The organism is Paenibacillus ihbetae (genome assembly GCF_002741055.1).
In the GTDB taxonomy this organism is placed as follows: Bacteria; Bacillota; Bacilli; order Paenibacillales; family Paenibacillaceae; genus Paenibacillus_AQ; species Paenibacillus_AQ ihbetae.
Genome location: NZ_CP016809.1, coordinates 3,626,998 through 3,649,944 on the forward strand (window position 1 = coordinate 3,626,998; position 22,947 = coordinate 3,649,944).

Consider the following 22,947-nt stretch of genomic DNA (forward strand, 5'->3'; position numbering starts at 1 on the left):
AGGGCTTTACAACGTACTTGCCGCATTCGCCACACATCGGTTTCCATTCGGTTGGCCGTCCTTAAGCGATGCTTCCTGCTACCCGTGAGGAACGGATGTTTGGTATAATAACGGCACTAAATACGATGGGGGCGAAGGAGACCGACATGCCGCATACGATCCAAATATCGGTTAGGCCGCTGGTGGAGTATGTATTTCGCAGCGGCAGCATCGTTTCGGGGTTCCGCAGCGCTGCATCCCTCACGGAAGGTACGAGGGCGCACCAGCAGGTTCAGCGCGAATACGGAGAGAACGACCAGAAGGAGGTCCAGCTGGAGGCCGAAATTACATATGAAGAGCTGCTCTTTGTCGTAGAGGGGCGATGCGACGGATTGATCCGGAAGGGCGATCGTATCATGATTGATGAGATCAAGTCGACCTCGGGAGACCTGTCCCAAATCGAGGAGGACAGCTATCCCGTACACTGGGCGCAGGCCAAAATGTACGCCTATATGTATGCCAAGCAGCAGGATATCGAAGCGATGGAGGTCAGACTGACTTACTTCCAGGTGCCGAGCGGCGAGCGAAAGCAGTTTGAACGCAGCTTCAGCATCCATGAGCTGGAGATTTTCGTCGAAGAAGTGATAGCAGCCTACGCCCCTTACGCCCGTCTGCTCCGGGATCATGCGGAGCGGCGGGACCGAAGCATCAAGAGCCTGTCGTTTCCGTTTCCGGCTTACCGGGAGGGACAGCGCAAGCTGGCGGGCTCGGTCTATAAAACCATTGAAGAGGGCCGGCGGCTGTTTGCCAAAGCGCCGACCGGCATTGGCAAGACGATCTCGACCTTGTTCCCGTCGATTAAGGCGATCGGCGAGGGCCTGCTGTCGCGCATCTTTTATTTGACGGCGAAGACGATTACCCGTACGGCAGCGGAGGAGGCCATGGCTCTGATGGAGCGTCAGGGACTGCATACGCATGCCGTTACGCTGACCGCCAAGGATAAAATCTGCTTCAGCGAGGCCGAAGGCTGCGGCCAAGAGGGCTGCATCTTCTCGGAAGGCTACTATGACCGGATCAATGCTGCGCTTCTGGACCTGCTGGGCAACGAAACGCTGATCACCCGATCGGTCATTGAGACCTATGCGCGGAAGCATCAGGTCTGCCCGTTCGAATTTTCCCTGGATGCCTCGTATGCGGCCGATGTCGTGATCTGCGACTATAACTATGTCTTTGATCCGAGGGTATCCTTTAAACGGATGCCAGAGGAAGTGAAGAAGCGCAGCGTTCTTCTGATCGACGAAGCGCATAATCTGGTGGACCGGGCGCGCGGGATGTTCTCGGCTGAGCTGTACAAATCGGCTTTTCTAGAAATACAGCGGGCATATAAAGAAAGTAATCCGGGACTCTACCATGCCGCGAAGCGGGTAAATAACCGGTTTATCGTCATTCGCAAGGTCAGCGGGGAGGAGGAGCGGTTCGTCGGCTCGCAGCAGCCGGAAATGATGGACGAGCTGCTGGAGGATTTCGTTCTGCAGGCCGAGGGGGAGCTGATGACCGGGAAGAGCGGCGAAGAGGCGGATGCGCTTTTGGAGTGCTATTTTGCCGCACAGGGATATTTGCGGATCTCCAAGCTCTATGACGACCGCTTTGTCACCTATGCCGAGATCAGCCAAAGCGAGGTGTATCTGAAGCTGTTCTGCTTGGATCCGTCCGATTTGCTGCAGAAGGCGGGCAAGAACTACCGCTCGGCCGTCTTTTTCTCCGCGACGCTGATGCCCCTCGGTTATTATCGGGACATGCTGGGGGCGGAAGAGGAGGATTACAGCCTGTCCATTCCGTCGCCTTTTTCCCGGGAGCAGCTGGATGTAAGGATCATGCCGCTATCGACCCGGTACAAGGACCGCGAGCAGAGCAAGGACGCGATCGTGCGCATGCTGAGCGGGCTGGTCCGGGAGAAGCCGGTCAACACGCTGATCTTTCTGCCGTCCTATCCCTATATGCAGGAGATTCACAAGGCATTTGCCGAGAGCAATCCCGGATTGCGAACGCTCCTTCAGGGCCATGGCATGAGTGAGGAGGAGCGGGAGAGCTTCCTCGGGGCCTTTCAGGCCGATGCTTCGGAGCCGCTGATCGGCTTCGCGGTGATGGGCGGCATTTTCTCGGAAGGCATTGACCTGAAGGGAGAGCGGCTTTCCAGCGTTGTGGTTGTAGGCGTAGGGCTGCCGCAGCTGTCCTTCGAGAATGATATTATCAAGGATTACTTCGACCGCACCGGCAAAAGGGGCTATGACTATGCTTATGTATACCCCGGCATGAATAAAGTGCTGCAGGCCGGAGGCCGCTTGATCCGCTCCGAGCATGACACCGGCACGCTGACGCTGGTCGATGACCGGTTCCTTAACCGGCAGTACAGCATGCTGCTGCCAGAGGAATGGCGGCATTTTAAGCGGATTTAACCGGCGCTGCCCGATCGCGATCAGGAAAAAGTTGACAGCCGCTTCGGCGGAATCTATAATACGGATATATTTAGGAGCACAAGGAGGCTGATGACCATGATGAAGTATGTGAATGATGACAAATTGTTGGCGTTGGTCTCCTCGAACGGGTTATCGATAAGTTGAATAGGCACGGGGCCTAAGCTTTAAGGATGGCTCCATGCATGATTCGCGTAAGATCAAGACCCGCAGGAGACCGTGATCGGTATTCTGCGGGTCTTTTTTGGTATAGGCATAGGTCTAGCGTCACATCGCCGCTAATGGGCTTTTTTGCTCCATTTTTGGCGGGGTGCGTCTTGCTTAAGCTGTATCCAATAACGAACCGCAGAATACGATTCTGCGGTTTTTTTTGTTGTTCAGTTAAACCAAAACTAAAAGCAGATAAGGAGAAAACAACCACTTTGACAAACCAAGATATGAATCATTTAAACGGCTTTGGATGGAATGAGGATTGGGACCGGGCGGCGCAGGAAGCGCTCCAATCGATCCAGCGGGACAAACGCCTGGTGCCTGCGCGCATCGTCGCCCAATTTTCGAAGCAATACCGGATCGTCACGCCAGATGGAGAGATGACGGCCGCCGTAACGGGAAAATATGAATATGAGGCAGCCAGCAAGAGCGATTTCCCGGCTGTCGGCGATTGGGTTATGGTGGAGCCCTTGCAGGGCGAACCGCGGGCGGTGATCCACCAGCTGCTTCCGCGCAAGTCGGCGTTTTCCCGCAGGGAGGCGGGGAGTGTGCCGGACGAACAGGTCATTGCCGCCAACATCGACACCGTATTTATCGTCAATGCGCTTAACAAGGATTTTAATATCCGCAAAATCGAGCGCTACTTGATCGCCGTGTGGGAGAGCGGAGCCCAGCCGGTCGTGCTGTTAACCAAGGCGGATTTATGCGATTCTCCTGAATCGCATGCCGCCCTCGTCGAAGCTGCGGCTCCGGGGGTGCCGGTTCATGCCGTCAGCTCGCTGCTGGATCAGGGAAAGGAGCAGCTGCAGAGCTATTTGAACCCGGGCACCACGGTGGCCGTAACGGGCTCGTCGGGCGCCGGAAAATCAACCTTGCTGAACTGGCTGTCCGGCCAAGACATTCAGCGGGTCCAGGGCGTGCGTGAAGAAGATGCCAGAGGGCGCCACACGACGACGCATCGGGAGCTGTTCGTGCTGCCGGGCGGTGCGATCATGGTCGATACGCCGGGCATGAGGGAGCTGCAGCTGTGGGAATCGGAGGATGGCTGGGAGGCTGCATTCGCAGACATCTCCTCGCTCGCGGCGCAGTGCAGATTCCACGACTGCCGGCATGAGAAGGAGGATGGATGCGCGGTGCAGGAGGCCCTCCAGGCCGGGACCCTGGATGCCGAGCGGTATGCTAATTACAGAAAAACCGAGAGGGAACTGGCCCATCAGGCCCGCAAGGAACAGGCCAGCACAAGGCGCCAGAAGAAGCAGGGCAAGAAGCCCGGCGGGAAGCATGCGGCCAGGAGCCGTAATGCACATGCCGGATCGTATTTCGAGCTGATGGATGAGTAACGCGGGCCTTCCCGGAATTTGAGATGAATTTGACATCGGTCCTCGCCAAGGATTATATTTAGGTTACCTAATTAATAGGTTAACTAACTAATTCATTGCATGCTTGGATTGTAACCGCCCGGCCAACCCGGCCGGATGGTTACGGTTTTATATGCGCAGGAGGTGGACGATGTCACAGGAATCTCATCCAGATTTACATAAGCATCACCAAGCCGGGAAAGACCCGGGTGCGCCGGAGGGCTGCTACGCAGGGAGACTGCCAGACGACAGTATTGCCGGAAGGCTTCTGCACAGCATTCGTCTGTTTCACAAGCAGGAGTGGGATCGGCATATGATTTCGGGCTATACGCCGGGTGAAGTCCGTGTGCTGATGGGTCTTATGCATTTTAACAGGCTGGGCGGGCCCGGCATGAAGGTGTCGGAGATCAGCGGCATGATGAATGTCACCTCTCCGACCATCACGCAGTTCATCAACGGCCTGGAGGGGAAAGGGCTGGTCGAGCGGGTCATGGATGAGCACGATCGCCGGGCTGTCCGCGTGAAGCTGACTGCGGAGGGGATCCGGGTCGTCCAACAGGTGTATGAAGACGTCGCAAGAAGCTTTAACGGCCTGGTCGACTATCTGGGCGAAGAGGACAGCGTTAAACTCGCCGACCTCCTCATGAAGGTATACCAGTACCAGGAGCAACAACGATCGAAGGAAACATAAGTCTCTATCAGGGGGTGGTTCGCTTTGCTTAAGCTGTTTCGTTATATGAGACCGTACCGGACAGCGGTTCTGCTGGTCCTATTGTTTACATTCTTTCAATGCTTATCGGATCTGTATCTGCCGACCTTGATGGCGGACATTGTAGACAAAGGCATCACTCTTGGCAATGTCCCTTATATTTGGCGGGTGGGAGGCGTTATGCTTCTGGTCGCCTCGGGAGGAATGGTCTGCGCGATCGTGGCCAGTTATTTGGCGTCCAAAGCGGCTTCAGGGTTCGGACGTATCGTACGGGGCCGCGTCTTCTCGCATGTTGAGAATTTTACGCTCCAGGAGTTTGACAAAATCGGGACCGCGTCGCTGATCACCCGTACGACGAATGATATTACTCAAGTCCAGCAGGTGACGATCATGATCCTTCGCATGATGGCGATTGCGCCGATGATGTGCATCGGGGGCATCGTCATGGCCATTTCGAGGGATCCGGGCCTGACCACCGTTCTCCTCGCTGTGCTGCCGATTCTCGCACTGGCGATCTTCCTTATTGCGAAGCAGGGAATTCCGCTCTTTAAAGCGATTCAGGTCAAGATCGATACGCTGAGCCGCGTGGTGCGGGAAAATCTGACGGGGATCCGGGTCATCCGTTCCTTCAACCGTGCCGCACATGAAACCGTGCGCTTCAACGATGCGAATGAGGATTTGACGGCGACCTCGATCAAGGTGAACAAAATCATGGGGGCGATGATGCCGGTCATGATGCTGGTCATGAACTTTGCGACGATCGCCATCGTCTGGTTCGGGGCGCATCGCATCGACGATGCCCATATGAAGGTGGGCGATCTGATGGCGTTTCTTCAATATGCCATGATGATCATGTTCTCGCTCATTATGCTGTCGGTCATGTTCGTCATGATTCCGCGCGCGCAGGCGTCGGCCGTCCGGATCAACGAAGTGCTCCATATGCAGCCGGACATTCATGATCCGAAAGAGCCTGGAAAGCCGGGACTTCAGAAGGCCGCTGTCGAGTTCCAGGATGTTACGTTCTTCTATCCTGGAGCGGAGGAGCCGGCGGTATCGAATCTCTCCTTCCGCACGGGACCGGGTGAAGTAACCGCCATTATCGGCGGAACCGGATCCGGCAAATCCACCTTGATCAGCCTGATCCCTCGTTTCTATGACGTCACTTCAGGGCGGATTCTCGTGAATGGAACCGATATCCGGGAGATGCGCCAGGAAGAGCTGCGCCAGCGGATCGGATTCGTTCCGCAGAAGGCGCTCCTGTTCACGGGCAGCATCGCGGACAATATCCGCTACGGCAAGGAGGATGCGACGGACGAGGAGATCCGGCATGCGGCGAAGGTCGCTCAGGCCGCGGACTTCATCGAAGCGATGGAAGGCGCTTATGATGCCGAGATTTCGCAGGGAGGCAGCAATGTGTCCGGCGGACAGAAGCAGCGTCTTTCGATCGCCCGGGCCCTGGTACGGCGGCCGGAAATCTATATCTTCGACGACAGCTTCTCGGCGCTGGACTTCAAGACCGATGCGAGGCTCCGTGCAGCATTAAGGGAGGAGACCGGCGAAGCTACCGTCCTGATCGTCGCTCAGCGAGTCAGCACGGTCATGGATGCCGATCGGATTATTGTGCTGGATGAAGGGCGGATCGCGGGCATGGGCACCCATGAGGAGCTCATGAATACGAGCGAAGTGTACCGCGAGATCGTCACTTCCCAGCTTTCAGAGGAGGAGATCGCATGAGCGAGAAGAAGCGCGGAGGACATCCAAGAGGTCCTGGCGGCGGTCCCTTTGGCGGCCCCCACGGCCCGGGCATGCCTGCGGAGAAAGCCAAGGACTTCAAGGGAACCTTCCGGAGACTGACGACCTATCTGAAGCCGCACACCGGCAAGCTGCTGATCGTTCTGGCTGCGGCGATGCTGAGCACGATCTTTGGCATCGTAAGCCCGAAGATTCTGGGCGATGCGACCACGATCCTGTTTGAAGGCTTCCTGGCGAAAAGGCAAGGCGTGCCGGGAGCGGGCATTGACTTCGCTGCGATCCAGCGCATCCTGCTGTGGCTGGCCGGGCTGTATCTCCTCAGCTCTCTGTTCGCCTACATCCAGCAGTATGTGATGGCTGGCGTAGCACAGAGAACGGTGTACGATTTGCGGAAGGCGGTATACGATAAGCTCGGCCGATTGCCGCTGAAATATTTTGATGCCCGTACCCACGGGGAGACGCTCAGCCGGGTAACCAACGATATGGACAACATTGCCGGCACGCTGCAGCAGAGCTTGACGCAGATGATTACATCGGCCGTCACGCTGCTCGGGGTGATCGTGATGATGCTTACCATCAGTCCGCTGCTGACTCTCGTCGTCATTCTGACGCTGCCGCTGAGCGTGATCGTGACGATGATGGTAGCCAAGCGGTCGCAGAAGCATTTTGTGGCCCAGCAGAAGCATCTGGGGCAGCTGAACGGTCATGTCGAAGAGATGTATACCGGGCACAAGGTGGTGAAGGCATTCGGCCGGGAGCGCCAGTCGGTGGAGCAGTTTGATGAGGTCAACGACAAGCTGTACGAGGCCGGATGGCGCGCGCAGTTCATCTCAGGCACGATCATGCCGCTGATGGGGTTTGTCGGGAACATCGGCTACGTGATCGTGAGCGTTGTCGGCGGGGTGCTCGTTACCCGCCGGGCGATCGAGATCGGGGACATTCAGGCGTTCATCCAATACTCGCGCCAGTTTACGCAGCCGATTACGCAGCTGGCGAATATCGCAAATGTCATTCAATCGACGATTGCTTCGGCAGAGCGTGTATTCGAGGTGCTGGACGAAGAGGAGGAAGTGGCCGAAGCATCCGCACCGGCGGTGCTCCGCCATCCTCGCGGCGACGTGTCCTTCGAGCATGTCAGCTTCGGGTACAAGGAGGATCAGCTGCTTATCGAGGATATGAACGTGGACGTCCGGCAGGGGCAGACCGTTGCCATTGTCGGCCCGACGGGCGCCGGGAAGACAACGCTGATCAATCTGCTGATGCGCTTCTATGAGGTTAACGGCGGCCGCATTACGATCGACGGCAAGGATATTGCCTCCATGAAGCGAAGCGATTTGAGAAGCTTGTTCGGCATGGTGCTTCAGGACACATGGCTCTTTAACGGCACGATCCGGGATAATATCGGATACGGACGCGAAGGCGCGACCGAAGAAGAGATCATACGGGCAGCGGAAGCCGCGCATGCGGATCACTTTATCCGGACGCTGCCGGACGGGTACGACACGGTGCTGAACGAGGAGGCATCCAACATATCGCAAGGACAGAAGCAGCTTCTGACGATTGCGCGGGCCATTCTTGCCAATCCGGCCATTCTGATTCTGGATGAGGCGACAAGCAGCGTCGATACGCGGACGGAGCTGTATATCCAGAAGGCGATGAAGGAGCTGATGAAGAATCGGACCAGCTTCGTTATCGCACACCGGCTGTCGACGATCCGGGATGCGGACCTCATTCTGGTGATGAACAAGGGCAGCATCATCGAGCAGGGGACGCATGACGAGCTTCTTTCGCAAGGCGGCTTTTATGCGGATCTGTACAACAGCCAGTTCAGCGATCAGCCCGAAGCGGGATGATTCGATAAACCGCAGAGTCGGCAAAAAAGCCCGTCACAGCAAGCTGAACAGCATATTTCTTGTTGCATTTTCATAATGTTCTTTTATAATGATGTTTATACTTTTTAAGGGAGCCATGATCATTATTGAATAAGTCTGAACTGAACCGAATTACGCAAGAGCTTCTACGTCGGTCGGGCAGCAGCGTTACCGTACAGCTGGATGGCTATTTCCCGGGGGGCCGGTTAGTCGGCGGAAAATATGCCATAGGCAATCACAGCGTGACCATGTATACGGAGGTCATTCGCCAGCAGTGCCTGCAGTTGTTCGGATCGCTTGAACAGGTGTACGCTTATTATGCCGTCGTCTTCGCGCATGAGCTGGGTCATTCGATGGACGACCAGTTATCCGAGCTGTGCGATCTGCTGGATTCATCGGTTGATGAACAGGAATATATGCGGATCCTGCGGCAAATCGAGGAGAATGCCTGGAATCTTGCGATGCCCTGGATAAGCGATATGGATCCGTCACTGGTGAAGATGATCGTGGATCAATCGCTCGAGGCATACCGGGAAGAACCGGAAACAATTATTGCTTGATTCATGCTGAACCGTCGGCCGATTCATGCCGGACGTCAACGCTGTACCCATACATGAAGGCACCCGCAAGGGGTGCCTTTTTTGCATGCTTTTGAACGAGAAAAACAGAACGCAGCACATGGACAGACAGCCATTTGCTCCACTAATTGCAAATGACGTATTTAACCAAGCGTTGAACCCGCCTTATTCACCTGGTTCCGCGTTATGGGTCAGCTCTCCGGGTCCAGCTGCTTGAGCGGCTCCGTCGCCGGCCCCTCCAGCACCTCGCCGTTATAGCTGTATCTGGAACCGTGACAAGGACAGTCCCAGGAACGCTCGCCTTCGTTCCACTCAACTTCGCAGCCCATATGCGTGCAGGTGGTGTCCACCAAAAACAGCTGGCCCTCTTCATTCTTATACGCGCCGGCGCGCTGTCCGTTATGACGGACGACGGCGCCTTCTCCGTTCCGAAGCTCGGACATGTCCGCATCGGACATATCCATTTTGCCGGACACCAGATCCTTCGCTACGGTCGCGTTTTGAACGATGAAGGTTTTGATGGCCGGATCCGCCTTAAACCGGGACGGGCTGAACAATTCGGCATACCGGTTACCGGTCTCCAGGATGTGATCGCTGATGATGTGGGCCGCCAGCGTGCTTGTCGTCATGCCCCATTTCCGGTATCCCGTTGCTACCAGGATTCGATCCTGGTCCGATGTGATCGGTCCGATGTACGGGACTTTATCCAACGTAATCAAATCCTGCGCGGACCATCGGTAAGGGATGGAGATTGCCCCCAGCAGATTTCCTGCGAACACCTCCAGGTTCTCATAATGCTGATGGGTACAGATGCTCCGGCCTGTCGCATGATTCTCTCCGCCGACGATAACGAGCTCTTCGCCCTCGTACGATGCGGATCGCAGGGAACGGGTCGGATTGTCCACGCTTAAATACATGCCGCCCGGATATGCGGTCTCCGGCTTAACGGCAATGGCATAGGACCGTTCAACGTGAAGCCTGGAGAAATAGAGGCCCTTGCCGTCATGAAAAGGGAAATGAGAGGCGGACACCGCGTAGTTACACGTAATGCGGTGGTTGCCCCGTTTGGTCTGGAGCGACAGCGGACCATCGGTCTCCACCTTTCCTCCGATGGTCGTATTTTCATAAATACGCCCGCCAAGCTCCAGAAACTTCTCGGTCAGATGCTTCACGTAGTGCAAGGGGTGGAATCGGTATTGCCCCGGCATTTTCACGGCCCCGGTTACCTGAATCGGCAATGGAAGGCGATCTGTCCACTCTCCTGGAATGTCCAGCTTCTCGTAAGCCCGGTATTCCTGCTCCAGCTTCTCGAGCGTTTTGCCATCCTGCTCTGTATAGATGTAGGCATCCTCCAGCTTCAGACCGAACTTATCTTCCTCTCCGCCAACGATATCCCTTATAAATTCAATGGCTTCCCGGTTCGCTTCATAATAGAGGCGCGCTTGCTCCTCTCCAAAGTGCTGGATCAGCTCATGGTAAATCTGTCCGTGCTGAGCCGTAACCTTCGCGGTCGTATAACCGGTCGTTCCGTTGAATATTTTCCCTGCCTCAAGAAGCACGACAGCCTTCCCGGCCTTTGCCAGCAAATAGGCGGTCGTTATGCCCGTTATGCCTGCGCCGACTACCGCGACGTCCGTTTCAATATCCTCCGCGAGCCGCGGAAAGGAAGGGAGCTCCGTCGTTGCTCTCCACAGCGACTCGGGATACCGGGGCAATTGATGATACGATGTGCCCGATGGGTTCATCTTGATTCCTCCTTTAGTCTCTCTATAAATTCAGATGCTGTTTCTCCAATACGCCTGTCCCCATTATTACCACATTCGACCAATTAGAAACGAGGAGAGCGGGTTGAATAAAGGGCGCTCTCCCGAAGCTTGGATTAGTGCCGCAAACTTTTCTGGTTGATTGTTAATAATTTGGGACATTTGTACAGAAAATAGAAGGACATGAACGGTTTGCTTGTCAATGATAAAGGAGGGATCGATCATGGCCACCGACCAAAAGCTGCACGCCGAAGAAGCAAGGAAATGCCTGCAGGAGCAGTTGAAGAATATCGGGGACGTTGAGCAGCGGGAGCTGAAGAATGAAGAAGGGCATGCGCATCTCATCTACCTTAAGAGTATGTGCGACCCTATTCTGGTTAATGAAAATTTGATCAACCGATTCTATGAGCTGGACTCCATGGAGCTGTTCGAGCGATTTATCCGGTCGTTCCCGTCAAGCCTGGAGCCTAAGGATAAGCAGGAGCTGCTCCGCAATATGCTTAGAGGCTGCGTTGCGATCTTCATCCGCGACCGGGTGCTGCTGCTTGATGCCGTGCTGGTCAACGCGGGGGCCATCCAACCGGCAAGCACGGAGAATGTGATGCAGGGGCCGGACGATTCCTTTACGGAAAATATCGAGGTCAACTTGAACATGATCCGTCATCGGTATCAGACAACAGACCTGAAGACGGAGTTCATGACGGTCGGCCGGATCTCCCAGACCCGGCTCATCATTATGTATGACGAGACGAAAGTAGATCACTCGGTGCTAGAGGAGCTGAAGAAGCGTCTGTCCGAGCTCAAGACGGATATCATTCAGTCTGCTTCCGAGATCGAGCGGCATACGATGCATCCGAAATTACGGCTGTTTCCGACGCTGATGCTGACCGAGCGTCCGGACCGGGCCGTGCTGAACATTTCGCAGGGGAAGGTATGCGTGCTTATGGATTCGACCGGGTATGTCTTAGTGCTCCCGGCCATCTTTAATGATTTCTTCACGGCGATGGATGACAAGATCCAGCTGCCGCCCATCGGCTGGTTCCTGAAGGCCATCCGGTATATTGCCCTGTTCATTACGGTCATGATGCCAAGTCTGTACGTGGCCTTCACGTCCTATAATCCGGAAATTTTGAAGATGCAAATTACGCTGTTGATTGCCGGGAGCCGGGCTACGGTACCCTATCCCTCTTCCTTCGAGGTCATCTTCATGCTGCTGGCGATGGAGTTTCTCGTCGAGGCGAGCGTCCGCCTTCCGAAAGCGGTCAGCCAGTCGGCCACGACGGTAGGCGGTCTCATCCTGGGGACGGCCGCAACGGAAGCCGGCCTGGTCAGCAACGTCATGATTATTCTCGTTGCGGCGGTGGCTATTACGAATTTCGTCATCCCGATCACGATGATGAGCATGGGAATCCGCGTCACGAAATACGTGTTCATTGTCCTATCCACCTTCTTCGGCCTGGTCGGGATCGTCCTTGGCATCGTCTCCCTGATCATGTACCTGACGAGTCTGCGCTCGTTCGGTAAGCCTTATTTGAAGATGTTCGCGATCGAGTGGAGAAGGAAGGGAGATCAGCAGAGTGGTTAGGAACAAATACTTTTACTATCTCTTTCTGCTCAACGCTTCGATCAACCTGATCAACTATGTGCCCCGCATCCTGATCCAGGACCGGTTCGGCGGAGTGTTGATGTCGATGTTAATCGCCGTACCGGTCGGTTCACTTCTAATGTATGTCTTCTCCAAGCTGCTTCAAAGATTTCCGGGAGAAGGCCTGCCGGAAATCTTCCATTCGGTCTTTCCGGTTTGGATTTCGGGATTTTTGTTAATCTTGTACGGACTGGCATGGTACTTCTCCAGCGTCATCACGCTGATCAGCTTCATGGATATCACGTCACGCTATATCAGTCCGGACGTATCGCCTTATATCGTTCTGACCGGATTTCTCGTCGTTGTCGGTCTAAGCGCAAGGCTGGATTCGGAATCGCTGCTCTATGCGCTGGAAATGGTGCTGTACATAGCGATGCCGCTGATTGCCTATATGGCCTGGCGGGTCTTCAGCAATCCTTATTTCAGCTGGGATTCCGTAAGGCAAATTATTACCTATGCCTGGAATATGCCGAATTACCGCACCATAGCCGCAGCGACCTATATCTATACCGGTTACATTAATATGGTGGTCTTCAACCGGATCTTCCGCCGATTCAAAATGAAGCACATGTTCTCGATTATCCTGGTAAGCATCGTGTCCCTGTTCATATCGCTCTTTGCGCCGCTCGGGATTCTGGGAGCCAACGGGGCAGGCGAGCATGTGTATCCCGCTTTTTCGACGGTGGATGCGATGCGAATCCGGTACTTTATCATTGAGCGGATGATCTACGTGTTCTTTGTTGTCTATATGATGCTGTCCCTGATGAACTCGATCATCCACTGGCATGTAGGGAAAGAACTGGTTCTGGGAGGGTTCAAGCTGGAAGGCGAGAAGCCCTCGCTGCTGCCTAAGAAACGGAAGGCGGAGTGGTGGGTTTTGGCCCTTTTCGCGGTCATTATTTTCGTGCTGGCCACGGTCATCAACCAGTATACGCTGAATGATATGGCGATTGTGTTCCTGGACGTCCGGTTTGCGGGTGAAATCCTGCTTGTCATCCTGTTGATCTATGCCGCAATGAGAAGAGGAAGGAGGAGGAGGGCGTGAGATCCCTGAAAAGGTGGTTTACGCTGCTTATCTGCGGTTCGATTATGATGCTCGGCGGGTGCGAATTTCGGGATATCGATCTTCGGCTCTTCGTCGTGGCGATCGGCATCGACGTCTCGGAGACGAATCCGGACATGAACCGGTTCAGCTTCAAGATTGCGATCCCTACAGGTGATCCGAAATCGGGGGACGTCAAAACCGTGCTGATTACGCAGGAATCCACCAGCATCGCGGAGGCGATCCGGGAGGCGAAGTCCAAGGTGGATAAGGAGCTGGACTTCGGTCATTGCAAAGGGGTCTTGTACGGGGAGGCGTATGCCCGGCAGGATATCGGCAAAATCCAGGACTGGACCGTCCGAAGGCGGGATATGCAGCTTCTGATGTATCCGGCCGTTGCCATTCCGACGGCTGAGGAGGTCTTGAAGGTACAGCCCGCTACGGAGCGGATTGCCGGAAACGCGATTTTCCTGGCGCTCAGCGAGGATGGAACGCAGTCTCCCTTTATTGCCAAAACGTATTCCTTTGATTTAAGCAGGCGGATGACAGAGTTCGGGGAGGACCCCGTCATGCCGGTCATTGAAGCGACCGGGAAGGAGATTTTGAACATTGACAAGGTTGCCTTAATGGACAAGAGCCGGGTGAAGACGATCCTGACGCGGGATGAGACGAGGCTGTATAATTTGCTGGACCAACGGCACTTAAGCACCAACTTTGGAATTAAAATCGAAGGGGAATTGTTTGAGGTGAACACGGACCGGACCCGGGCCCGCTACAAAATCAACGAATCCCAAGAGGGTGCCGAGACCATCGATTACAAGGTCAACATCACAGCCATCCTGGAGGAGAAGGAGGATAAGGCACCGATGACCCCTGCAGGACTCCGCAAAATTGAGAAGGAATTCAACAAGGACCTGAAGGAGTCGATTACCAAGCTGCTGGAGAAGATCCAGAAGACGGGGCTGGACCCCTTGGGCTTCGGGCTGCGATACGGAGGTACCCACTGGAACAACGATACCGAAATGGAGAAGTGGGCTGAAATTTACCCGCGGGCCAAATTCAACGTTCATGTCAGAATGACAATCAAGTCCACCGGCTACAAACGGTAAGCAGGGATTCTCTCCCTCTGGCGTACCGGAAAATGGTACAATACGGTTGTAGGCATCAATCTCTGTAGAAGAGGAGGCTTGAATATGGAATTTCGAAGATTGGGCGGAAGCGGACTGAAGGTAAGCGAAATCAGTCTTGGAAGCTGGCTCACGTACGGAGGGTATGTAGAGCGGGATAATGCGGTGAAGTCGATTCAGACCGCTTACGGACTCGGCGTGAACTTTTTTGATACGGCAAATGTGTACGCGCAAGGAGCGGCCGAAGTCGTCGTAGGCGAGACGCTGCGGGCATTCCCGCGCGAATCCTATGTGCTGGCAACGAAGGTATTCGGCAAAATGGGCGACGGGCCCAATGATCAGGGGTTATCCCGCAAGCACATTATGGAGCAGTGCCATGCAAGCCTGAAGCGGCTTGGCACCGATTACGTTGATATTTATTACTGCCACCGTTTTCACGAGGAGACGCCGCTTGAAGAAACACTGCGGGCGCTCGATGATCTCGTTCGGCAAGGGAAGGTGCTTTATGTCGGGGTCAGCATGTGGACGGCCGCCCAGATGGAAGCCGCTCTGGCGATCGCCGACCGTTACCTGCTGGACCGGATTGTGGTGAACCAGCCGCTGTACAACATGTTCGAGCGCAAGATCGAGGGAGAGATCATTCCGCTCGGCGAGAAGAAAGGCATCGGCCAGGTCGTTTATTCCCCGTTGGCTCAAGGGGTACTTACGGGGAAGTACAACACTAAGCAGGATGTGCCTGAGGAGAGCCGGGCTTCCAAGCTGGGAGCGGATCGCCTCAAAATCAGCGAAGACCGTATCCGGAAGGTGCAGTCGCTTGGACGTATTGCGGACGAGCTCGGCATCACCGTCGGTCAGCTGGCTCTCGCGTGGATTTTGCGCCAGGACAACGTATCCAGCGCGCTCGTCGGCGCAAGCCGTCCCGAGCAGGTGGAGGAGAACGTCAAGGCATCCGGCATCAAGCTGACGCCGGATACGCTGTCGGCGATCGAGGATATCCTGAATAACGCTTAACCCAGCATATAGTCATGGATTTCGGGGGCGGAACACACGCGGTTCCGCCCGTTGTTTTTGGCCCGGTACAGCTCTTGATCTGCCTGCTCCATCAGCTGGCGGGCTTCCCTGGAGCGAATCGTGTCCGGATGGACCGCAACGCCGACCGATATCGTGATATGCAGCTTCGTTCCATCATCGAGCGTGAAGGCGTGGCGCTCCACCGCGGCCCGGATCCGTTCGGCCAGGGCCGTCGTCTCGGTGATGGTGGCTTCCGGGACGAGAACCGAGAACTCCTCCCCGCCGTTGCGGGATACCTCGTCGAACGAGCGGGAGTTATCCTTCAGCACCTTGCTCAGCTGCTGCAAAACGGCATCTCCGGCCGCATGGCCGTAGGTGTCGTTTATTTTTTTGAAGTGATCGATATCGATCATGAGCACCCCCAGGCGTTCGCTGAAATGCTGGGCTTCCAGAAAGCGCTCGGAGAGCAGCTGCTCGAATTGGCGAAGATTGTTCAGGCTGGTCAAATAATCGGTCTCGGCGTATTTTTTCAATTGAAGAAACAGCTTATTGGATGTATGTATGTACTCGGTCAGCATGTAGATAACCAGCGTGGCCAGCAAGGAGATAATCAGGTGCTGGGTGAAGACGCTGAACACTTTATCGCGATCGGGAATGTTCGACGAGATGACGAAGAACAGCACGAGCATGCTCGCGATGGACATAGTCATCATTTTGGTCAAGCGGTCCCATCGGGCTAAGGAGATGAGCCCGCAGACCATACCGATCACCAGCATGCCTGCGCCCGCTGCAGCGGAGTAACCGGTCATGCCAAAGAGCAGCACTCGCCCGACGGCCATTAACAATCCGGCAACCAGGGACGGAAGCCATCCGAGATAGCTGGCGATCACGATGATGGCCAGATGTCGCAAATCGGCGAAAAATCTCGGATCGATGGGGAATGAGTAATACATCAGGATGATCCCGTAGATGCCAAAGAGCACCCCGCCGCAGAGCTTAACGGAGCGGGAAGGCGAATCGAAACCCGTTACGTATTGCCTGGACAGCAGGCCCGATACATATAGAAAAGTTACGAGAATGCAGAAGTTGGTAAACAGGATGTTGATCATGTCAGGGAGTCATTCCTTTCACGTAACCCTGAACAAAGGCGCCCAGGGCGATAAGGACAGTCATCCCTATTTTATCGGAAAATAGATTATTATGTCGAACAAAATCCAAATTTTGTGACGTTCAGCTCCCGTTTAGAGGAAGGCGCACTTCGAATAGGGTCTGATCCGAATTGCTGGTCACCTCGATGCTCCCCTCGTGGGCTTCCACGATCGATTTCACGATGGCGAGCCCCAGGCCGGAGCCTCCGGTCTGGTCCGTACGGGATTCATCCGCCCGGTAAAACCGTTCAAACAGGTGGGGGAGGGCATGCTGCGGAATAGGCGGGCCGTAATTGATCACCTGAACGATGGCGCTCCTTCCGTCCCTGAACGCTTTCAAGTCGATCCTCCCGGCATCTTTGCCGTGGCGCACCGCATTCGACAGCAGGTTCTCGAAGATTCGCATCAGCTTGTCGCCGTCGGCGGACAGGCTGATTTTCTCCTCGGTAGGCATGAACTGTACTTGCACGCCTTCTTTCGAGGTCTGCCCGGTTAGCGAAAAGTCGACGGCCAGCTGACCCAGCAGTTCCACCAGATTAATATCGGTACGATTTAATGGCGAATAGCCGATCCGTGTGTATTCAAACAGGTCGTTGACCAGCCTGCCGAGCCGCAAAGACTTGCTATAGGCGATATCGGTATAGTAGCGGAGCTCGACCTCGTCCTTGTAGCGGTCTTCGTTGACTAACCGCAAATAGCCGATGATCGAGGTCAGCGGCGTGCGGAGGTCATGGGACACATTGCTGATCAGCTCGTTCTTGGACTGGACAGCCATCCGTTCTTCCTCCAAGGAGAGCTTGAGCTGCTTGGCCATCTGGTTGATCTGGAGGGCCATCTGGCCAAGCTCGTCCCCGGAGCTTACCTTGATCTCCTGATCAAGCTCCCCGCGCGCCAGCCGCTCCGTGCCCTGCATCAATTGATTGATCTGCCGAATGGTGCTTTGGCTCATCAGCAGCACGACAACAATAAAGATGACGATTCCAATGATCGTGGCAGCGACGGGAAAGCCGAACATGTTCTCCAGCCGGCGGCTGATGTTGAACAGTGTGGTTACCCAGGGCTCCCTCCAGTATTCCCGTCCGATCACCTGCATGATTTTTTGAAAGCCGAACAGGATGGACAGCGTCAAAGCCCCGCTCACAAAGAACAGGGTGATGATTTTCCACTGAAGCTTATGCATGGATTTTGTACCCTACGCCCCATACGGTCTGGATGAGCTTGTAGCCGAGCTCTTTCTCCAGCTTGTCCCGCAGGTTGCTGATATGGACCATGACGGTATTGTTGGAGACATAATACTTCTCCTTCCACACCTGCTGGAAAATATCTTCGGCGCTGAAGATTCTTCCCGGCTGACGGGCGAGCAGGTACAGAATGTCGAACTCCCTTGCGGTCAGGGTGACCGGCCGGCCGTTCGCTTTGACCTCATGGGTCGTGCGGTTGATATCCAGGCCGTCGATTTGCAGGCGGTCGGCGTCCGGCTGGGCCAGCCCCGTGTTGTACTGGGTGGAGCGACGGATCAAGCTTTTCACGCGTGTGGTCAGCTCCAGCGGATTGAAGGGCTTGATCATATAATCGTCAGCCCCGGTCATCAGGCCCAATATTTTGTCCATATCCTCACTCTTGGCGCTCAGCATCAGAATCGGGATGGACGAGGTCTCCCTGATTTTGCGGCAGGTCTCGATCCCGTTCAATCTAGGCATCATGACATCCAGGATGACGAGATCCACCGATCCCTGATGCAGCTTGAGCTCAAGCAGCGCTTCTTCCCCGTCATGCGCTTGAATGACCCGGTATCCTTCATTCTCCAGGTAGATCGAGATCAATCCCGATATTTCCTTGTCATCGTCAACGATTAATACTCTTCTCACGTTTGAATCCTCCAGTAAATCTACATTAGATACGGCTTTGCGGGACGGCTTTTCACGGCGAATATCCGATTCATCAGTCTCATATGTGGATCTCTAAGATAACGATTGCATTCTCCGACTCGTCCCGGGATGTTCCCATCCGGCCCGATAGGGTCGCTGCCTCTAAGGCAGGTATCGGGTGGGGCGTTGTATCTTCTAGCAACAGTTTACCCTAAATATGAATGGAAAAAAGGCCTAATATTGCGTTTTGCCGTCTGAATCCGTAATCCATCAGCTTTTGGGTCTCCGTAAATCTTTGCTCGGCATGGCCGGTCCCAAGAACGACGGAGATAAGCCGGACTCCGTTCCGGGCCGCGGTTCCGGTAAAGCAATAGCCGGCGGAGCGGGTATACCCTGTCTTAAAGCCGTCGCTTCCGTTATAGGCAAACGGCTCGCCGGGGAGCATGAGATTGGTCGTGTGCAGCGAGACTCCCTTCTGGGGAATCGAAAGGTCGCGTTTACTCGCCACTTCGACGACGTCGGGATAGTTCTGAAGCAGCCACCTGGCGAGCATGCCCGCATCCCTTGCCGTCATGACCGTCTCGCCTGCGGAGGCCGCTTCGGGAAAGCCCCTCAAATCTTTGGCGGGAAGACCGGATGCATTGGCAAATACGGTCCGGCCGGACAGGCCGATCTCCTTCGCGCGGCGGTTCATGTTATCGACGAATTCGCGCTCGCTTCCGGCTAGATGCTCGGAGATGGCGATGGCCGCATCATTGGCCGAGTGAATAATCAGCGCTTCGAACATTTCTCTAAGCGTGTAGGTCTCCCCGGCCTTCATGCCGATTTGGGAGCCGGGAGCTTTTTCGGCATAACGGCTGACGGGTACCGTCTCGTTCCAATCATGCCGTCCTGAAGAGACGGCGTCCATGACCATAAGCTCGGTCATCATCTTGGCCATGCTTGCAGGAGGGAGCGGCAGATCGGCCCGCTGCGCGTACAGCACTCTTCCGGTTTCGGCATGGATGAGAATAGCCGAACGAGCTTCGATCGCGGGAGGAATGAAGACCTTCACGATGTAAAAGAAGAGCAGGCTGACGCAAAGGCCAAGGAACCACAGAGCCCACCCGGCTTGTCCCTTGCGTCTTCCGGCCGGCTTCGACCGACGCGGGGAACGATACGGCAAAGGGCTGTCGGTGCGCTGCCTTGAAGAAGAGAAACGTGGTTTGGATACCGTTGCCATGACGGATGGATCGTCTCCTTTTTAGCGGGAATATGTAACCGAAACAAATGATATTAATCAGTCTAGCCGCGCGAGCTAAAGGAATTGTAAATGGAATCTTAAGAAAACATAAAGATTACCAGCAATTGAGTATCCCTGTAAGGTTGACCTTGACCGGAATAAGATTTATACTTGATCTAAAAATAAATTAAAAGGGTGAATACCTTGAAATCATTAAATCTAACCACACAGCGCCAAGCGGTATATGATGTGCTGCGGGAGTCGCATGACCATCCGACGGCCGCGGAGATCATGAACCGCCTGGTGGAGAAAGGATATAACCTTGCGTACGGGACCGTCTATAACTCCTTGCGCTATTTGACGGATAAGCAGCTGATCCGGGAGCTGAAGCTTGGCGAAAGCGCAAGCCGGTACGATGCCCGGACGGATGAGCATCAGCATATCATTTGTGAAGTGTGCGGCAAAGTCGACGAGGTCATGACGGAGGTGCCTAAGGATTGGGCGGACACCGTAGCGGGCGAAACCAGCTACGTGATCCATCATGCTCACGTTGTATTCGGGGGGGTGTGTCCAGAATGTCAAACCAAACGGAAGAAATAATGGAGATGGCGACCGTATATTCGTTTCCGGACTGGAAGACGACGAGCTTGTACCAGCATCCGGGAGCGGGAATGCCGATCGGCGATGCTTGTCCTACGACGATGCGGGCGGCGCTGTTAAGCCGTTCGCCTGGTCGGGTTCATGAAATGTTCATGACGCTGACGGAGAACTGCTTCGAGGTGATGATGTTCCGGAAGTGGGAGCCGCGCCTGCAGACGGCTCTGAACACCGGATTGATCATTGCCGACATGACCGGCTGCAGAGACATGGCTGCCTTCAGCAAAGAACGAGAGCTGCTGCTGCCGGAGCATCCCTCGATCCCGGTGCTATACCTTGTTGGCGAGGAGCTCATGAGCAATGCCGGTACTAGTCTGATGAACGAGGAGCTCATGGTTTGGCCGGCTCGCTCGAAGGATACGATGATGTACCAAGTGCAGCGGACGATCCGCCTGTTCGCCCCCGTCCCGGCTCCTTCCGCCGATGAGGAAGCTAAAGGTCTCGTATATAAGGATCTGACCATTGATCGGGATAAAATGACGGTTCACCGCGGGCAAGCTCCGATTCATCTCACCAAGACGGAATACATGCTGCTTCTGCTGCTAATGGACAGCAAGGGAGCCGTCTGCACCCGAGAGGAGTTAATGAGCAAGATCTGGGATACGGATTTTATGGGCGGCAGCAATGTAGTGGACGTCCATATCAAGAGCTTGCGCAAGAAGCTGAGCGACAATGCAGGAGCACCGCGCTATATCGCGACGGTTCGTGGAGTAGGTTACCGCCTGGCGGACTAACCTCCTCCTTTTTTTTCTGTTCACGGGCCGTTCATAAGAACTTCATCGAACGAACATAAAAGCTCATTGGTCAATCATGTAACGCTCATCGAAGGCTCATGCGACACTCATGACCGGACAAATTCCGGGATGATACAATCATTTCATAGATTTAGATTCAGTCTAAAATCAATTATCGAAATGATGGAGGTTTTCCGCATGGATAGATTGACAACGAACCAAGGAGCTCCTGTAGGAGACAATCAGAATTCGAAGACGGCCGGCCGCCGCGGTCCTACGCTGCTGGAGGATTATCATCTGATTGAAAAGATCGCGCACTTTGACCGTGAACGGATACCGGAGCGCGTCGTTCACGCCCGTGGAGCAGGGGCGCATGGCATCTTCGTCGTGGAGAATGACATGAAGCCGTATACCAAAGCGGCCTTCCTGCAGGAGATCGGACAGGAGACGCCGGTCTTCGTTCGATTCTCCACCGTCATTCATGGAACGGGTTCCCCGGAAACGGCACGGGACCCGCGCGGCTTCGCCGTGAAGTTCTACACGGAGGAAGGCAACTACGATATCGTTGGTAATCATATCCCCGTCTTCTTTATTCGGGATGCCATCAAATTCCCTGATATGGTTCACTCCCTGAAGCCGGCTCCGGACAGCAACATCCAAGAGCCCGGACGGTACTGGGATTTCATGACGCTGTCCCCGGAATCGACGCATATGATGACCTGGGTGTTCTCCGATCATGGAACGCCGGCCAACTACCGCGAGCTGGACGGATTCAGCGTGCATGCATTTAAATGGGTCAACAGCGAAGGCAAAGTCACTTATGTGAAATATAAATGGGAATCGCAGCAAGGGGTACGCACCCTGGATGCCGATGAGCTGGTTGAAGTGCAGGGCAAGGATTTCAACCATGCAACGCGGGATCTGCGCGAGCATATCGAGCAAGGCGACTTTCCGAAGTGGCGTCTGATGGTGCAGTTGATGTCTCCGGAAGAGATGGACGATTTGCCCTTCGATCCCCTCGATGCAACGAAGGTATGGCCGGAGGACCGCTTTCCGTTCATTACGGTAGGCACCATGACCTTGAACCGCAACCCGCAAAATTTCTTCGCGGAAGTTGAGCAGGCCGCTTTCTCGCCAAGCGCGCTGGTTCCCGGCATTGAGCCTTCGGAGGATAAGCTCCTTCAAGGACGCCTGTTCTCCTATCCGGATACGCAGCGTCACCGGCTTGGTCCCAACTACCTCCAAATTCCGATCAATTGTCCATATGCACCGGTCCGCAACCACCAGCGCGACGGTCTGATGAACGTCAAGCAGGATCCGTCTCCGGTCAACTATGAGCCGAACAGCTATACGACCGGACCGGTTGAGGATCGATCCGTTCAGGAGAGCGAAGCGCCGCTTAGCGGTCATGTCGTTCGCCAGCGTATCGAGAAGACGGACGACTTCACCCAAGCCGGAGAGCTGTATCGCTCCTTTACCCAGCAGCAGAAGGACAACCTGCTCCGCAACCTGATTGCGGATTTGAGCCAGGTGAAGCAGGATATCCAGCTGCGTGCCGTATGCAACTTCTACCGTGCAGACGCCGAATATGGAGCCAGACTGGCTGAGGGACTCGGCGTTGATCTGAGCGGCTTCATTCCGGCCGGGAACAAGCCGGAGATGGTATAAGCGGCGTTATTAACGAAGGAAGGCAAGACGGAATAACTTCTTGGTCGATTGTCCGTAAAAGAGCCAGAGCCTAACGGCCTGCTTCTTCCGCTGTGCAGGCCGTGAAGCCATCACATATAGAGAGGTGTCCA

The 22,947-nt window shown here is 55.0% G+C and carries 18 protein-coding genes; 13 read left to right on the forward strand and 5 right to left on the reverse strand.

Annotation, left to right across the window (positions count from 1 at the left end; genetic code table 11):
- Positions 1-146: 146 nt before the first annotated feature.
- From BBD41_RS16090 to BBD41_RS16115, 6 genes are all read left to right on the forward strand, one after another.
- On the forward strand, positions 147-2,435 hold the full coding sequence (locus tag BBD41_RS16090; protein ID WP_099478182.1) for an ATP-dependent DNA helicase: 2,289 nt from the start codon (positions 147-149) through the stop codon (positions 2,433-2,435).
- Positions 2,436-2,875: 440 nt separating this feature from the next.
- Complete coding sequence (gene rsgA, locus BBD41_RS16095; protein ID WP_237086812.1) at positions 2,876-4,003, forward strand: ribosome small subunit-dependent GTPase A; 1,128 nt, start codon at positions 2,876-2,878, stop codon at positions 4,001-4,003.
- Between the two features lie 169 nt (positions 4,004-4,172).
- Entirely contained in the window at positions 4,173-4,712 is a 540-nt protein-coding gene (locus BBD41_RS16100; RefSeq protein WP_077568509.1) for a MarR family winged helix-turn-helix transcriptional regulator, read from the forward strand.
- Positions 4,713-4,736: 24 nt separating this feature from the next.
- On the forward strand, positions 4,737-6,464 hold the full coding sequence (locus tag BBD41_RS16105; RefSeq protein WP_077568507.1) for an ABC transporter ATP-binding protein: 1,728 nt from the start codon (positions 4,737-4,739) through the stop codon (positions 6,462-6,464).
- Positions 6,461-8,335 (forward strand): ABC transporter ATP-binding protein, encoded by a 1,875-nt coding sequence (locus BBD41_RS16110; protein WP_099478183.1) that lies wholly within the window; start codon positions 6,461-6,463, stop codon positions 8,333-8,335. The genes BBD41_RS16105 and BBD41_RS16110 overlap by 4 nt, the downstream gene beginning before the upstream one ends.
- A 125-nt stretch (positions 8,336-8,460) precedes the next feature.
- Positions 8,461-8,913, forward strand: a complete 453-nt coding sequence (locus BBD41_RS16115; RefSeq protein WP_099478184.1) for a hypothetical protein — start codon at positions 8,461-8,463, stop codon at positions 8,911-8,913.
- 209 nt (positions 8,914-9,122) lie between these two features.
- Here BBD41_RS16115 and BBD41_RS16120 read toward each other — a convergent pair whose 3' ends face one another.
- Positions 9,123-10,676 (reverse strand): FAD-dependent oxidoreductase, encoded by a 1,554-nt coding sequence (locus BBD41_RS16120; protein WP_099478185.1) that lies wholly within the window; start codon positions 10,674-10,676, stop codon positions 9,123-9,125.
- A 241-nt stretch (positions 10,677-10,917) separates the two neighbouring features.
- Between BBD41_RS16120 and BBD41_RS16125 the strand changes: the two genes are divergently transcribed.
- The 4 genes from BBD41_RS16125 (at position 10,918) to BBD41_RS16140 (ending at position 15,519) form a co-directional block, all read left to right on the forward strand.
- Positions 10,918-12,279 (forward strand): spore germination protein, encoded by a 1,362-nt coding sequence (locus BBD41_RS16125; protein ID WP_099478186.1) that lies wholly within the window; start codon positions 10,918-10,920, stop codon positions 12,277-12,279.
- The gene (locus tag BBD41_RS16130) at positions 12,272-13,384 is read left to right on the forward strand and encodes a GerAB/ArcD/ProY family transporter (protein ID WP_099478187.1); all 1,113 of its coding nucleotides are present in this window, start codon (positions 12,272-12,274) and stop codon (positions 13,382-13,384) included. Before BBD41_RS16125 ends, BBD41_RS16130 begins: the two co-directional genes overlap by 8 nt.
- Positions 13,381-14,490, forward strand: a complete 1,110-nt coding sequence (locus BBD41_RS16135) for a Ger(x)C family spore germination protein (RefSeq protein ID WP_099478188.1) — start codon at positions 13,381-13,383, stop codon at positions 14,488-14,490. The genes BBD41_RS16130 and BBD41_RS16135 overlap by 4 nt, the downstream gene beginning before the upstream one ends.
- An 84-nt stretch (positions 14,491-14,574) precedes the next feature.
- Positions 14,575-15,519: an aldo/keto reductase family protein gene (locus BBD41_RS16140; protein WP_099478189.1), complete on the forward strand. Its 945-nt coding sequence runs from the start codon at positions 14,575-14,577 to the stop codon at positions 15,517-15,519.
- Here BBD41_RS16140 and BBD41_RS16145 read toward each other — a convergent pair.
- From BBD41_RS16145 to BBD41_RS16160, 4 genes are all read right to left on the reverse strand, one after another.
- Positions 15,516-16,628: a GGDEF domain-containing protein gene (locus tag BBD41_RS16145; protein WP_099478190.1), complete on the reverse strand. Its 1,113-nt coding sequence runs from the start codon at positions 16,626-16,628 to the stop codon at positions 15,516-15,518. The genes BBD41_RS16140 and BBD41_RS16145 overlap by 4 nt on opposite strands.
- 121 nt (positions 16,629-16,749) lie before the next feature.
- Complete coding sequence (locus tag BBD41_RS16150) at positions 16,750-17,847, reverse strand: sensor histidine kinase (RefSeq protein WP_077568497.1); 1,098 nt, start codon at positions 17,845-17,847, stop codon at positions 16,750-16,752.
- Positions 17,840-18,535 (reverse strand): response regulator transcription factor, encoded by a 696-nt coding sequence (locus BBD41_RS16155; RefSeq protein ID WP_099478191.1) that lies wholly within the window; start codon positions 18,533-18,535, stop codon positions 17,840-17,842. The genes BBD41_RS16150 and BBD41_RS16155 overlap by 8 nt, the downstream gene beginning before the upstream one ends.
- A 211-nt stretch (positions 18,536-18,746) precedes the next feature.
- Positions 18,747-19,757 carry a D-alanyl-D-alanine carboxypeptidase family protein gene (locus BBD41_RS16160; RefSeq protein ID WP_099478192.1) on the reverse strand — a complete coding sequence of 337 codons (1,011 nt, stop codon included), beginning with the start codon at positions 19,755-19,757 and terminating at the stop codon, positions 18,747-18,749.
- Positions 19,758-19,961: 204 nt separating this feature from the next.
- Here BBD41_RS16160 and BBD41_RS16165 point away from each other — a divergent pair, with 204 nt between their 5' ends.
- From BBD41_RS16165 to BBD41_RS16175, 3 genes are all read left to right on the forward strand, one after another.
- On the forward strand, positions 19,962-20,357 hold the full coding sequence (locus BBD41_RS16165; RefSeq protein ID WP_077568494.1) for a Fur family transcriptional regulator: 396 nt from the start codon (positions 19,962-19,964) through the stop codon (positions 20,355-20,357).
- Positions 20,333-21,148, forward strand: coding sequence for a winged helix family transcriptional regulator (locus tag BBD41_RS16170; protein WP_077568493.1), 816 nt, complete (start codon positions 20,333-20,335; stop codon positions 21,146-21,148). Before BBD41_RS16165 ends, BBD41_RS16170 begins: the two co-directional genes overlap by 25 nt.
- 198 nt (positions 21,149-21,346) lie before the next feature.
- Entirely contained in the window at positions 21,347-22,816 is a 1,470-nt protein-coding gene (locus tag BBD41_RS16175; protein ID WP_099478193.1) for a catalase, read from the forward strand.
- Positions 22,817-22,947: the final 131 nt, after the last annotated feature.

Bases quoted from the DNA above. Each gene is read 5' to 3' on its own strand.
- BBD41_RS16150 (WP_077568497.1), bottom strand. From the start codon at position 17,847: ATGCATAAGCTTCAGTGGAAAATCATCACCCTGTTCTTTGTGAGCGGG.
- BBD41_RS16100 (WP_077568509.1), top strand. From the start codon at position 4,173: ATGTCACAGGAATCTCATCCAGATTTACATAAGCATCACCAAGCCGGG.
- BBD41_RS16170 (WP_077568493.1), top strand. From the start codon at position 20,333: ATGTCAAACCAAACGGAAGAAATAATGGAGATGGCGACCGTATATTCG.
- BBD41_RS16110 (WP_099478183.1), top strand. From the start codon at position 6,461: ATGAGCGAGAAGAAGCGCGGAGGACATCCAAGAGGTCCTGGCGGCGGT.
- BBD41_RS16090 (WP_099478182.1), top strand. From the start codon at position 147: ATGCCGCATACGATCCAAATATCGGTTAGGCCGCTGGTGGAGTATGTA.
- BBD41_RS16160 (WP_099478192.1), bottom strand. From the start codon at position 19,757: ATGGCAACGGTATCCAAACCACGTTTCTCTTCTTCAAGGCAGCGCACC.
- BBD41_RS16140 (WP_099478189.1), top strand. From the start codon at position 14,575: ATGGAATTTCGAAGATTGGGCGGAAGCGGACTGAAGGTAAGCGAAATC.
- BBD41_RS16120 (WP_099478185.1), bottom strand. From the start codon at position 10,676: ATGAACCCATCGGGCACATCGTATCATCAATTGCCCCGGTATCCCGAG.
- BBD41_RS16175 (WP_099478193.1), top strand. From the start codon at position 21,347: ATGGATAGATTGACAACGAACCAAGGAGCTCCTGTAGGAGACAATCAG.
- BBD41_RS16125 (WP_099478186.1), top strand. From the start codon at position 10,918: ATGGCCACCGACCAAAAGCTGCACGCCGAAGAAGCAAGGAAATGCCTG.
- BBD41_RS16145 (WP_099478190.1), bottom strand. From the start codon at position 16,628: ATGATCAACATCCTGTTTACCAACTTCTGCATTCTCGTAACTTTTCTA.